General features: G+C 74.0%; 9 protein-coding genes. 5 read left to right on the top strand and 4 right to left on the bottom strand.

What is annotated here, in order from left to right; all coding sequences use genetic code 11:
• Window positions 1–122: 122 nt before the first annotated feature.
• The 3 genes from OG361_RS02990 to OG361_RS02980 all read right to left on the bottom strand — a co-directional run bounded on the left by OG361_RS02990 (window position 123) and on the right by OG361_RS02980 (window position 3,858).
• Window positions 123–770, bottom strand: a complete 648-nt coding sequence (locus OG361_RS02990) for a GNAT family N-acetyltransferase (RefSeq protein ID WP_405851706.1) — start codon at window positions 768–770, stop codon at window positions 123–125.
• Between the two features lie 101 nt (window positions 771–871).
• A complete protein-coding gene (locus OG361_RS02985) occupies window positions 872–1,906 on the bottom strand; it encodes a serine hydrolase domain-containing protein (protein WP_405851705.1) in 1,035 nt (344 codons plus the stop codon).
• A gap of 212 nt (window positions 1,907–2,118) precedes the next feature.
• The gene (locus OG361_RS02980; protein ID WP_405851704.1) at window positions 2,119–3,858 is read right to left on the bottom strand and encodes a VanW family protein; all 1,740 of its coding nucleotides are present in this window, start codon (window positions 3,856–3,858) and stop codon (window positions 2,119–2,121) included.
• A 250-nt stretch (window positions 3,859–4,108) separates the two neighbouring features.
• Between OG361_RS02980 and OG361_RS02975 the strand changes: the two genes are divergently transcribed.
• The 5 genes from OG361_RS02975 (at window position 4,109) to OG361_RS02955 (ending at window position 11,991) form a co-directional block, all read left to right on the top strand.
• Window positions 4,109–4,873: an IclR family transcriptional regulator gene (locus tag OG361_RS02975; protein ID WP_405851703.1), complete on the top strand. Its 765-nt coding sequence runs from the start codon at window positions 4,109–4,111 to the stop codon at window positions 4,871–4,873.
• A 45-nt stretch (window positions 4,874–4,918) separates the two neighbouring features.
• Window positions 4,919–5,248, top strand: coding sequence for a putative quinol monooxygenase (locus tag OG361_RS02970; protein WP_405851702.1), 330 nt, complete (start codon window positions 4,919–4,921; stop codon window positions 5,246–5,248).
• 179 nt (window positions 5,249–5,427) lie between these two features.
• Window positions 5,428–6,462: a LacI family DNA-binding transcriptional regulator gene (locus OG361_RS02965; RefSeq protein WP_405851701.1), complete on the top strand. Its 1,035-nt coding sequence runs from the start codon at window positions 5,428–5,430 to the stop codon at window positions 6,460–6,462.
• Window positions 6,463–6,667: 205 nt separating this feature from the next.
• Window positions 6,668–11,146 carry an aminotransferase class I/II-fold pyridoxal phosphate-dependent enzyme gene (locus tag OG361_RS02960; RefSeq protein ID WP_405851699.1) on the top strand — a complete coding sequence of 1,493 codons (4,479 nt, stop codon included), beginning with the start codon at window positions 6,668–6,670 and terminating at the stop codon, window positions 11,144–11,146.
• On the top strand, window positions 11,146–11,991 hold the full coding sequence (locus OG361_RS02955; RefSeq protein WP_405851698.1) for a class I SAM-dependent methyltransferase: 846 nt from the start codon (window positions 11,146–11,148) through the stop codon (window positions 11,989–11,991). The genes OG361_RS02960 and OG361_RS02955 overlap by 1 nt, the downstream gene beginning before the upstream one ends.
• Window positions 11,992–12,009: 18 nt before the next feature.
• Here the strand turns inward: OG361_RS02955 and OG361_RS02950 are convergent, their stop codons facing one another.
• On the bottom strand, window positions 12,010–13,101 hold the full coding sequence (locus OG361_RS02950; protein ID WP_405851697.1) for a glycosyltransferase family 4 protein: 1,092 nt from the start codon (window positions 13,099–13,101) through the stop codon (window positions 12,010–12,012).
• Between the last annotated feature and the right edge of the window lie 77 nt (window positions 13,102–13,178).

The raw sequence follows: 13,178 nt of genomic DNA, 5'->3' as shown, positions 1-13,178 counted from the left end.
GACCGGAGGGCCGGGGCCGAGGGGTGAATCGCCCCGGGGTGTCCGGAAGCGACGCGGGGGAACCCCCCCGACGGGCGCTCCCTGACAGGCGCGCTCAGACAGGCGCTCCCCGACAGGCACGCTCAGACGGCGCCGGTCGCCGCGCGCCGCTGCCGGATTCCCGCGAGCCGCTCCTCCAGGGCCGCCCGGCGCTCCGGCCACTCCTCGGCGACGATCGAGAAGACGGCGGTGTCGCGGAGGCGGCCGTCCTCTCCCGGGACCCAGGAACCGGCCGAGTTCCGCAGGACGCCCTCGAAGCTGGCGCCCACACTCTCGATCGCCGCCCGTGAGTGGGCGTTGCGCGCGTCCGTCTTGAGGTCCACCCGCGCCACCTTCCAGCTCTCGAAGGCGTGCCGGAAGAGCAGGTACTTGGCCTCGGTGTTCACCCCCGTGCCCTGGGCCGAGGCCGCGAGCCAGGTGAAGCCGATCTCGACCGCGCAGAGGCCCTCCCCGGAGGGCCACGGCCGCGGATCCCAGAAGGAGGTGGCGCCGACCACCCGCCCGGTCGCCACGTCCACCTGCGCGTACGGGGCGAGCAGGCCGTCGGCGGCGCGGCCCTGCTGCGTGTCGATGTACGCCCCCACCGACTCCCGCTCCGGCACCCACGTGAACCGGTACGAGTCCCGGTTCTCCTCCGCGGCCTCGGCGAGACCGGCGGCGTGGTGATGCCCCAGCGGCTCCAGACGCACGAACGCGCCCTCCATAACCGGTCCTTCAAGCGTGAAACCCACTGATCCGCACTCCGTACGTGTCGGGCTCGTCAAAGATCGTCCAACCGGAGTGCAGGGTCGCAGAGTCCGGTCGGAGGAACACCCCCTTTTCCGCGGGGTGGTCAGCGGAAGGCCAGAGTCCGGAAGACGTCACGGACCCGGGCCAGCGGACCGGGGTCGCGGGTGAAGTACAGCCGGTTCGTGAGCAGGACGGCCCAGCGGCCGCGCGACGGCGAGACCCACATCCCCGTACCGGTGAAGCCGAAGTGCGCCCACACGTCGTCCGCCGGTTCGGTGCCCGGTGCCGGGTGCCAGAAGAGCCCGCGCGGCGGGGTGAGAGCGCCGGTCCGGACGCGCAGCGAGGCCGCCGTCCAGTCGGCGGAGAAGGTCCCGGGGACCGGCGCGAGGAGGTGGCACAGGAAGCGGCCGATGTCCGCGGCGGTGGTGAAGACACCCGCGATCCCGCAGGCGCCGCCGAGCAGCCGCGCCGAGAAGTCGTGGACCGTGCCCTGGAGGGGGGCGCCGCTCTCCTCGTCGTACTCGGTCGGCGCGCAGCGCTCCCGGACCTCGGCGGCCAGCGGACCGTACCGGGTCGTCGCCATGCCGAGGGGCGTCCAGACCCGGTCGCCGGCGAGCCGGGGGAGAGGCTGCCGGGTGAGGTGCTCGGCGAGGTAGCCGAGGATCAGCGCCGCCCGGTCGGTGTACGCGACGGCCTCCCCGGGCCGGTGCCGCAGGGGCTCGGCGAGGACCCCGTCCCGGACGTCCTGGGGGTCGGAGCCGTACAGGGCCCGCAGATTGGCGCGGAGCGGCAGCCCCGCGGTGTGGGTGAGGAGGTCCAGGGCCGTGACCCCGGCGAGCGGGCGCCCCGCCGCCTCGGGCCAGTACGCGGCGAGCGGCGCGGCCGGCTCCAGCTTCCCGGCGTCGACGAGGGTGCCGACGACGGCCCAGACGGCGAGGACCTTGGTGAGGCTCGCCACGTCGAAGAGCGTCTCCCGGTGCATCGGCCCGTCGGGCCGGGCCGGGTCGAGCGGCCCGACGGCCCCGTCGGAGAGCGTCGTCCGGGCGTCGCCCACGGCCCACACGGCGCCGGGGTACACGCCCGCGCGCACACCGTCGGAGAGGAGCCGCTCGAAGGGATCGCTGCGCTGAGGAGCCAAGGCGTGCCTCCGGCGGGGTCGGGGCTAGGGCGTGTGTCGAAACGAGCGTGCGTGCCGGGCGCCGCCGGGCAGGCGGGACTTTCGACACACGCCCTGACCCGTCCTGGGACGACCGACGGGCCGGACCCGTCCAGTCCCTGACGGGCCGCGCTCCGAAGTCATGCCCCGGCCGTAAGGGAAGACACCCTTCCGTCAGCGCGTGTCCCGGGAGCTCACGTGCACGTCACCTCGTCACGCGGGGTGTAGTGGGTCTTGAAGGTCTCCCGCTTCACCTCGGCGCCGCCGTCCTTGAAGACCCGGTCCACCGAGATGTCGAAGCCCTCCAGGGGAGGCTGGGGCACACAGGCCTCGCCGGTGCCCTCGCGCTTCGAGGGCTCCTTGAGGTTGGTGCGCGGTCCGGCCTCCGCCTCCACGGAGTCGTACTTCTTCGTTCCGAGGAAGCTGACGGTGACCGAGGAGTCCGTCGCGTCCGCCTTGATGTAGATCGGCTTGCCCGAGTCGTTGCGGAACTGCAGGTCCAGGCTGCCCCAGGCGACCGTGGCCTCCCGGCCGGCCGGGTAGCGCTCGATGTAGAAGGAGTGCGCGCCGTACTCGACGGGCTTCACGCCGGCGAAGAACATCGCGTTGAAGACGGTGGTGGCCATGGCCGACACACCGCCGCCCGGCGCGGACCGGTACTGGCCGTCGAGGATCATGGTGCCGTCCACGAAGCCGTTGTCCGGGGTGCGCTCGCCCACCGTCCTGTTGAAGCTCCACACCTCGCCGGGCTTCACGACCGAGCCGTTGATCAGCTCGGCGGCCCGGCCGATGTTCGTCGTCCGGTAGGGCGCGGTGGGGAAGTCCACCGTGAAGGTCGACATCTGCTCGGTGATGCCGAGACGGGCCAGCGAGTCGGTGGTCAGCTCGGGCTCGGTGACCGTGGTGGCCACCGGAGCCGTACGGGCCGTGGCGCCGGTCTTGCCGAGCAGCGGGCCCACGGCGTCGCCGAGGGCCTTCGCCGTCACCTCCTGTCCCGGCCTGCCCTCCGACTCGACGACGACCTTGCCGTCCCGCACGCCGAGGGTCGCCTCCACCGGCGCGCCCGTCATCGAGGCGAGGGGCTGGGCGACATCGGGGTCGCGGAGGAGGGCCTCGGGGTCGAGCGCGGCGCTGAGCCTGCCGTTCTCGGCCTTCACGGAGAGGTGGTCGCCGAGCGTGGCGGAGGAGATCCGCAGCCGCTCCGCACCGGCCGTGAGGGTCACCGGGCCGGAGACGGCGGGCTTCGCGTACGTGTCGACGAAGCGGGTGACCTCGGCGTTGCCCAGCTTCGGTTCGGTGACGGTGACGGGGAGGGTCACGGGCGCCGCGCCCGCGGCGGCGGGGTAGGCCGCGCGCAGGGTCTCGACGGCCCGCCCGCTGTCCAGCTTCTGGCCGGTGACCGCCCGGGTCGTGACGGCCTCGCCGTCGCGGAAGGCGACGGAGCCCTCGCGGACCTCCCGGTCGTTCTCCTTGGCCAGCTCGGCCACGGCCGCCCGGGCCTTGGCCTCGTCGTACGCGAAGACCGGCCGGATCTCGCGCTCGCCGGAGGAGAAGAGCCGCCCGATGACGGTGACCGGGTCGCGGGACGGGTCGGCGGCCAGGTCGGCGGTCTTCGCCGCGTCCACGGTCAGACCCGCGGCGGCGGGGGAGACGGTGGTCGTGCGGTCGCCGACCTTGACGGGTATCGGGGCGCTCCACGCGGCCGGCGCCTCGGCCGCGAGCTTCGCCTCGGCCTCGGCGCGGCTCATGCGGCCCACGTCCACGCCGGCGACGAGGGTGCCGGCGGATATGTCGTCCCCGGCGGTGAGCAGCCCCGCGACGTACAGCCCGCCGGCGGCGACGGCGACCACGCCCGTCGCGATCGCTGCCGTCCGGAGGCGCGGACTGCGCCCCTCGCGGGGCGTCGGGGCACGGTCGGTCCTGGAGCGGGGCACACGCTCTCCCGGGGCGTCGGGGATGGGGGGATCCCCACGAAGGTACGCCGAAAGAGTGTTAAATGCACATAAAGCCGTGATGACCTGCGGGGATACGGAGTGCGGCGGGAACGTTACGGAGCGTTCCGTCCGGCGCCTCGGACAGCCCGGACCCGGCCCGGACCCGGCCCGGCCCGGCCCCGGGAGAGTCGCGACCGACCCGGGTCGAGCGGCCCCGGGGCGAGCGGCCGTCGGCGCCTAAGCTGGAGCGATGCCCGTCATCCCGAGCCCCAGCCCCGGACCCCGGTCCGTCGACCGGGCCCTCGCCGTCCTCGACGCCGTCGCCGACGCCGACCGGCCCGTCGGGGCGAAGGCGCTGGCGCGCCGGCTCGGGTGCGCCCTGTCGACCGTCTACCACGTCACCGGGCCCCTGCTCGCCCGCGGTTACCTCGTCAGGACCGCCGAGGGGTACGCCCCCGGGCCCCGCGTCCCCGCGCTCCACCGCTCCCACCAGCGCCACCACGGCCTCGGCGCGGGCACCGGTGAGCTCCTCGGCCGACTGCGGCGGGCAACGGGAGCGGAGGCGTACCACACGGCCTACCGCGACGGTCTGATCACCGTCGTGGACACCACCGCCCCGGTGACCGACGCCGCCCACCCCTTCACACCGGGCCCCGAGGCCCGCGCGCACGCCACCGCCCACGGCAAAGCCCTGCTGGCCGCGCTCCCGCGCCCGCTGCGCCGCCGCTATCTCGCCGACCACGGCATGGCCCGCTTCACCGAGCGCACGATCACCGGTGCCGAGCGCTTCGAGGCGGAGGCCGCCCGGGTGCGCGACCAGGGCTTCGCCGTGTCGGTGGGCGAGGCGGACCTCGCCTACACCTGCCTCGCCGTGGCGCTCCCGGAGCGCGGCGGCGGCATCGTCCACGCGCTCTCCGTCTCACTGCCCACCGCCGACTTCGGGCGGCGGCAGGGCGTGATCCGGGCGGCGCTCGACCGGGCCGTACCCGACTTTCCGGCCCTGCCGGAATCCTGACCGGCCCGGCTGGTCCCGCCGGACGGTCCGCCGCAGGATGGACGCATGATCTTCATCGCCGTCCGGTTCACCGCCCGCCCCGACCACGCCGACCACTGGCTCGACCTCGTCGCCGACTTCACCCACGCCACCCGTGAGGAGCCCGGGAACCTCTTCTTCGACTGGTCCCGCAGTGTCGACGACCCGAACGTCTTCGTCCTCTTGGAGGCCTTCGCCGACGCCGAGGCCGGCGCCGCCCACGTCTCCTCCGCACACTTCGCGGCCGGCCTCGCCGCCATGGCCGGAGCCATCGCCACCACCCCCGAGATCATCAACGTCGAGGTCCCGCAGCAGGGGTGGGGCGCCATGGCCGAGCTCGCCCCGACCGGCGCCTGAGTCGCTCCCGCCCACCCGGCCTGCCACCGGCCCGTCCACCCGCCCTGCCACCGGCCCGCCCGCCCGGCCCGCCCACCCGGCCCGTACGCCCGAGCCCGTACGCCTCAGGGGCCGTCACCCCGCCTGATAGGTTCGCGGGAAACGCAGGCGGGGCGGCGGCCCGAGGGGAGAAGCGGCACATGGCGGTGAGCGGACGGCAGACCGGCAGGCCCACCCTGGAGGAGGTCGCGGCCCGGGCCGGAGTCGGCCGGGGCACGGTCTCCCGGGTCATCAACGGCTCCCCGAAGGTGAGCGAGCAGGCCAAGGCCGCCGTCGAGCGAGCCGTCGCCGAACTCGGCTACGTCCCCAACCGGGCCGCCCGCGCCCTCGCGGGCAGCCGCACCGACGCCGTCGCCCTGGTGATCCCCGAGACCGAGGCCCGGCTCTTCGCCGAGCCCTACTTCCTCGACATCATCCGCGGGGTCAGTACCGAACTCGCCGACGCCGACAAGCAGTTGCTGCTCACCCTGATCCGCAGCGAACAGGAGCGCCAGCGCTTCGAGCAGTACCTCGCCGCGCAGCGCGTCGACGGCGTCCTGCTCGTCTCTGTGCACGGTGACGACCCGCTGCCCGACCAGGTCCGCGCCCTCGGCCTGCCCGCCGTCCTCAACGGCCGCCGCCGCGAGGACGAACGCGTCGCCTTCGTCGACTCCGACAACACCGGCGCGGGCCGGACCGCCGTCGCCCACCTGGCCGCCCGCGGCCGACGCGGGATCGCCACCATCACCGGCCCGCTCGACATGTACGTGGCCCGCTGCCGTCTCGACGGCTACCGCGAGGGCCTGGCGGACGCCGGACTCGCGCCCGACGAGGCCCTCGTCGCGAACGGCGACTTCACCGAGGAGGGCGGCCGGCGCGCCATGCGGGAACTCCTGGACCGCAGGCCCGAGCTGGACGCCGTCTTCGCCGCCTCCGACGTGATGGCGGCCGGCGCGCGCGGGGTGCTCCGCGAGGCGGGCCGCCGCGTCCCCGAGGACGTGGCGCTCGTCGGTGTGGACGACTCGGCCGTCGCCCGGCACATGGACCCGCCGCTGACGAGCGTCCGTCAGCCCATCGAGGAGATGGGCCGCACCATGGCCCGCCTGCTCCTCCAGGAGATCGCCTCGCCCAGCGAACCGGACGAGCAGCCCCGCCGGATGCTGCCCACCGAACTCGTCGTCCGCGCCTCCTCCTGACGCGCGCCCCCGCGCGGGCGGGGGCCTTCCCGAGATGCAGCCGCCTCCGGGCCCCCGGAGAATGGACTCCGTACGGGGTCCGTATCCGCGACCTGGGCGCTCCCCTCGGCGTCCGACCCGATCCGACCCGGCAAGGGGGCGGTCGACGATGACGTTGCGTCAGCAGATCCGGTCACTCACCGCTTCCGGGTCACTACGCACGTGGATGCTGGTCTATGTCGGGGTCGTGGCCCTGCTGACCGTCGGGTACCTGCAGTTCCCCGAGCGTCACACCGTGCTCTGGGCCCTCATCGGGCTCGGCGGCGTCGTCGCCATCCTCGTCGGGGTCCATCTCCACCGGCCGGCCCGGCGCTGGCCCTGGCTGGTGCTCGCGGCCGCCAACTTCGCCTTCGTCGCCGGCGACACCGCGTACAACGCCCTGGAGTCCTTCTTCGGCCAGACCAGGCCGTTCCCCTCCGTGGCCGACGCCCTGTACCTGGCCACGTACCCGCTGTTCGCCATCGGTCTGTTCGGCTTCATCCGCTACCGGGCCGCCGGCCGCGACCTGGCCGTCCTCCTCGACGCGCTCATCCTCACCTCCGGTCTCGCGCTGCTCTCCTGGGTCAACCTCATCACCCCGCTGGCCAGGAGCGAGGGCATGACCTGGATCGAGAAGGCCATCTCCATCGCCTATCCCCTCGGCGACGTGCTGATGCTCGCGATGCTCGCCCGGCTGCTCGTCCCCGGCGGCCTCCGCTCCCGGTCGGTGCAGCTCCTCACCATCGGCACCTGCGGCATGCTCACCTCCGACGTCATCTACGGAACCCTCCAGATCAAGGGCACCTGGCAGGTCGGCACCCCCCTCGACCTCGGCTGGGTCGTCTTCTTCACCGCCTGGGGCCTCGCCGCCCTCCACCCCTCGATGACCGGGCTCACCGAGCGCGCCCCCGAACCGACCCCGCGCATCGCGGAGCGGCGCCTCGCGCTCCTCGCCGGCGCCTCGCTCATCGCCCCCGCCCTGCTCCTCTTCCAGTCGCTGCGCCACGACCGTGACCAGGACATCGGCGTCATCGCGATCTTCTCGGCCCTCATGTTCCTGCTCGTCCTCGCCCGCCTGTGGAGCATGATGAGCGCCCACGGCAAGGCCGAGGCGCGCGAACGCAGCCTCCGGGTCGCCGCCGCCTCCCTCGTCGCCGCCCTGAGCCCCCGCGAGGTCGCCGGAGCGGTGGAGACGGCGTCCGCCACGCTCTTCGGCCCCGGTGCCGACCACCGGGTCCTGCTCCTCACCCGGGACGGCCGGGGCGGCCTCAACGCGGTGGCCACCGTGAGCCACCCCTGGAGCTGCAGCACGGACCAGCTGACCCCTCCGCCCGCGAGGGCCTGGCCCGAGGTCGTCGCCGACGGCACCCGGCTCCTCCCCGTGTCCCGGCTCGACCCCGCCGTCGCCGCCGAGGTGGCGCCCGAGTCCCACGCCCTGCTCTGCCCCCTGGAGCTCCAGACGCCGGCCGGGCGCGAACCGCTGCTCGGCGTGCTGCTCCTCGCGGGCCCCGAGAAGAAGCTCTCCGAGATCGCGGGCCCCGCCCAGTCCCTCGCCTCCCAGGCGGCCCTGGCCCTGGAACGCTTCGGACTCAGCGAGGAGGTCAACCGCCGGACGAGCGAGGCCTACTTCCGCACCCTGGTGCACAACACCTCGGACGTCATCCTCATCGTCGACGACGACGACACCGTCCGGTACGCCAGCCCCTCGGCCGAGACCATGCTCGGCCACTCCCTCCTCCCGGGCACCCCGCTCACCGACCTCCTCGCCCCCGCCGACAAGGACGGTGCCCTGCGCGTCCTGGCCGACGCCCGCTCACGCGACACCGTCGACGCCCGGGACGACTGGAAGCTCCTCCACGGCGGCTCAGGAGGCTCCGGCGACCTCCAGGTCGAGGTCCGGTGCAGCAACCTGCGCGACGAACGCACCGTGCACGGCCTCGTCCTCACCCTCCGCGACGTGACCGAGCAGCGGAAGCTGGAACGGGAGCTCACCCACCGGGCCTTCCACGACTCCCTCACCGGCCTTCCCAACCGCGTCCTGCTGCTCGAAAGGATCGAGCGCGCGCTGCTCCGCGGCCGCCGAGAGTCCACCCTGACCTGCATGCTCTTCGTCGACCTCGACGACTTCAAGGTCGTCAACGACACCATGGGCCACTCCGTCGGCGACGAGCTGCTCGTCGCCGTCGCCCGCCGCCTCACCTCGGTCCTGCGGCTCACCGACACCGCCGCGCGCCTCGGCGGCGACGAGTTCGCCGTCCTCATCGAGGGTGCCCACGAACCCCGCGACGCCGAGACCCTCGCCGCCGAGATCGTGCACAGCCTCAGCCAGCCCTTCCACCTCGCCGACGGAGCCGTCTCCGTCTCCACCAGCGTCGGCATCGCGACCGTCCTCGACAGCGCCCACGCCGAGGAGCTCCTCGGCCACGCCGACCTCGCCCTGTACGCGGCGAAGGCGGCCGGCAAGAAGCGGTGGCGGCTCTTCCACCCCGAGCTCCACTCCCGTCTGGTCGCCCGGCACGAACTCCAGGCGGGCATGGACGCGGCCATCGCCGACCACGCCTTCGCCCTGCGCTACCAGCCGATCGTCGAGGTGGGGAACGCGGCCCCCGCGGGCCTCGAAGCGCTCATCCGCTGGCCGCACGCCCGACGCGGCATGGTCCCGCCCGACCAGTTCATCACCCTGGCCGAGGAGAGCGGCCACATCATGCCGCTGGGCGCCTGGGTCCTCGAACACGCGGCGCTCGACATCGCCCGCTGGCAGCGCTCCCGCCCCCGGCAGCCGCCCCTGTACGCCAACGTGAACGTCTCCGCCCGCCAGTTCCGCGACCCCGGCTTCCTCGACGAGGTACGGCGCACGCTCCGCTCCTCAGGGCTCGCGCCGGACACGCTCGTCCTGGAGCTCACCGAGACCGTCCTGATGCGCCAGGACGTGCAGATCCGCAGCACCATGGCCGCCCTGAAGGACCTCGGGGTCTCCATCGCCATCGACGACTTCGGCACCGGCTTCTCCTCGCTCAGCTACCTCCGCGAGTTCCCCATCGACATCCTCAAGGTCGACAAGTCCTTCATCGACGACATCACCACCGACCCGCAGCAGGTCGCCCTCGTGGAGGGCATCGTGCGCATCGCCGACGTCCTCGGGCTCCAGGTCGTCGCCGAGGGCATCGAGCACGAGGAGCAGCGGGCGCTCCTCGCCGACATGGGCTGCCGCTACGGGCAGGGCTACCTCTTCGCCCGGCCGATGACCGGGCACCAGGCCGACGCGTATCTGCACCGGGCCCAGGCGTCCGGCGCCCGCCCCACCGCCCGCCCGGCTCCCTCGGCCTCCCCGGCCTCCCCGGCTTCCTCGGCCGCCACGGCCGCCGCTCCCGCTCCCGCTCCGGGCCGGTCCGGCCGGCCCCCGCGCCCCTCCCGCTGGCGCGACCTGGAACACCTCCAGCGGACCAGCCTCATGTGCGACGCCGTCATCGACGAGGTCGACGGCCGCCGCATCCGGGTCGGCGAGGACTGGCTCGTCGACTTCGCCTCCTGCAACTACCTCGGCTTCGACCTCGACCCCACGATCATGGCCTCCATCGAACCCGAGGTCAGACGGTGGGGCACCCACCCCAGCTGGTCCCGGCTCATCGGCAGCCCCCGGCTCTACCCGCGCATCGAGGAGCGGCTCACCGAACTCCTCGGCGCCCCCGACACCCTCCTGCTGCCGACGATCACCCTCATCCACCAGTCCGTCATCCCCCTCCTCGCCGGCACCGGCCAGGTCTTCGTCGAGGCCCAGGCGCACCGCACCGTCTACGACGGCTGCGTCGTCGCCCGGGGACAGGGCGCCGAGATCCACCGCTTCAGCGCCGAACGGCCCGACGAGCTGGCGGCGCTGCTCCGCGGCGCACCGGGCGACGCGAGCCGGCTCGTCTGCATGGACGGCGTGAACAGCATGACCGGCAACTTCCCGGACCTGCCCGTCCTGGCCCGGATCTGCCGGGAGAACGGCGCCCTCCTCTACGTCGACGACGCCCACGGCTTCGGCGTCATCGGGGAGCGCGGCCCCGGCGAGAGCAGCCCGTACGGCTCACGCGGCAACAGCATCGTGCGCCACCTCGGCGAGACCTACGACGACATGGTCCTGGTGGGCGGCTTCTCCAAGGCCTACTCCTCGCTGCTCGCCTTCCTCGCCGTCCCGAAGTGGCTCAAGGACCACCTGAAGGTCGCGGCCGCCCCGTACCTCTACTCCGGGCCCTCGCCGACGGCCTCGCTCGCCACCGCCCTCGCCGGACTCGACGTCAACGACGAGCGCGGCGACGACATCCGGGCCGATCTTCACCGAAAGACGGCCCGCGTCCTCGCCCACGTCCGGGGCCTCGGCCTCGCCACCCCGAACACGGACGGGCTGCCCATCATCGAGATCCCGCTCGCCGACGCGGCGGACCTCGACGCCGTCGCCGCCTTCCTCTGGGAGCACGGGATCTACGTGACCCTCGCCTCGTACCCGCTCGTCCCGCGCGACCGCGTCGGCTTCCGCATCCAGGTCACCGCCGCCAACACCGACGAGGAGATCGACGAACTGTGCGAGGCCCTCACGGCGCTCACCGAGCGGTTCACCCTCCAGCACACCGAGGGCCCGCGCCCCCGGGCCGTCGCGGCCGGCCGACGGCCGCCGGAGCGGTGATGGACACCGCGGGCGCGCCCGCCCGGCGCCGTTCTCCGGACCGGCCGGGACCACGCCGCAACCGGGACGCCGACTGGAACGCCTGGCCCGTCGCCGACTACCTCGCAGAGAACTACCGCAGGCTCCACCCGTGCGACATCGGCGTCATCCGCCACCACGCCGCCGTCTACCGGAGCTACGCCCCCGGCAGCCTCTCCCGCACCCTCGAACTGGGCGCCGGCCCCAACCTCTACCCCCTGATGCTGGCGGGCGCCGCGAGCCGCCGCGTCGACGCCCTGGAACCGAGCGCCGCCAGCGTCCGCTATCTGCGCCGGCAGCTCGCGGCGGGCCCCGACGACAGCTGGCAGCCCTTCTACGCCCTGTGCCGCAGCCTCGACCCCGCACTCCCCGAGAGCGTCACCGAGGCGCTCGGCCGGGTCCGGGTCGTCCGGGGCACGGCCGAGGACCTGGCCGAAGGCACGTACGCCCTCGCGTCGATGAACTTCGTCGCCGAGAGCATCACCGAGGACTTCGACGAGTTCACCGCCCTCTGCGCCGCCTTCGTCCGCGCCGTCCGCCCCGGCGGCCGGCTCGTCGCCTCCTTCATGGAACGCATGCCGAGCTACCGCATCGGGACGGGCCCGCTCTGGCCGGCCTGCCCCGTCGACGGGGCCGCCCTGCGGGCCGTCTTCGCGCCCCGCACCACCGACCTGCGGATCGAGCGGCTGGCGAAGGACCGCACCCTGCCCGAGTACGGCGACACCGGCGTCCTGCTCCTGTCCGCCGTACGGCCGGAACAGGTAGAGCCGGATCAGGTTAGGTCGGAACAGGTAGAGCCGGATCAGGTTGGGCCGGATCGGGGGTGACGCCGGACCGGGGGCCGGTCATGACAGCAGCTCCCGGTAGAGGGCCGCGTAGCGGGCGGCGAACCGTTCGGGGCCGAAGTGGTCCTCGGCGAGCGCCCGTCCCCGCTCCGCGAGCACCTCCCAGGAGCGCGGCCGGTCGAGGAGCCAGGCAAGCTGCTGCCCGGTGCGGCGCGCGTCACCCGCCGGGGCGCGCAGCACGGCGTGGCCGAAGTCCGAGAACTGGGGAAGGTCGCTGAGGATCGCGGGCCGCCCCGAGGCCAGCGCCTGCAGCACGGTGAGCGGGATGTCCGCCTTCCCGCCGAGCGCGGCCGGTGGGAAGAGCAGTACGTGGACCGAGGCGAGCAGGGTCCGCATGTCGTCGACGTAGCCGCGGACCTCGACGTCGGGGAGTCCCGCCGCGCCGGCCCGCTCCCGCAGCGCCTCGTCCAGGACGGCGCCCTGTTGCCCGGGCCGCGCGCGCATCGCGAGCACCAGCCGGAACCTCGCCCCCTCCTGCCACGCCGTAGCCGCCGCATCGATCGCCGTCTCGGCCCCGCCCCGCCGATCGTGACGGCCGGAGAAGAGGACGACCGGGTACCCCTGGGGGCGCGCAAGGTACGGCCACTCGTCCAGGTCGATCATGGGCGGGACGACCCGTACGTCCCCGAAGGCCGCCGCCCGCAGTCGGCGCGCCATCGACTCCGAGAGGGCGACCGTCGTCCCCAGCGGCCGGGAGCGCGCCAGGAACCGGGAGTCCATCACCCCGGGCACGGTGTGGACGACCGGCCGCCCCCCGAGGAACAGCGGCCGGAGCCTCGAGAAGACCGGGAAGGTGCGGCCGACGGTCAGGAAGGCGTGCACCAGGTCGACCCGGCGCGCGAGCACGGCCCCGGCGAGCGCGGCCTGCGCCCGCTGCGCGAAAGAGGGGGCGCCGTCCCAGGAGAGGAGCCGGACCGGGTGTCCGCGCCCGGGCGGTTCCTGCCGGTGGCCCGGCCACTGGGAGAACCAGACGAAGTCCACGTCGGGCAGGGCCTTGAGGACGTCGAAGGCGAGCTGCACGTCCGAGCCCTCCACTCCGTCCAGTGGGCTGCTGGTCAGGAGAAGGACACGGGGCCGCTCACGGCGGCCCATCACGCACCTCCGCCGGGAGCACAGGTCCCGGCGTGGCCGCGGCCGGCACCGCCGGGTCGGCGATGTCCCGCCCGGGC

It is taken from the genome of Streptomyces sp. NBC_00090, assembly GCF_045160815.1.
GTDB lineage: Bacteria > Actinomycetota > Actinomycetes > Streptomycetales > Streptomycetaceae > Streptomyces.
This window is presented reverse-complemented; position numbering and strand designations above follow the sequence as displayed.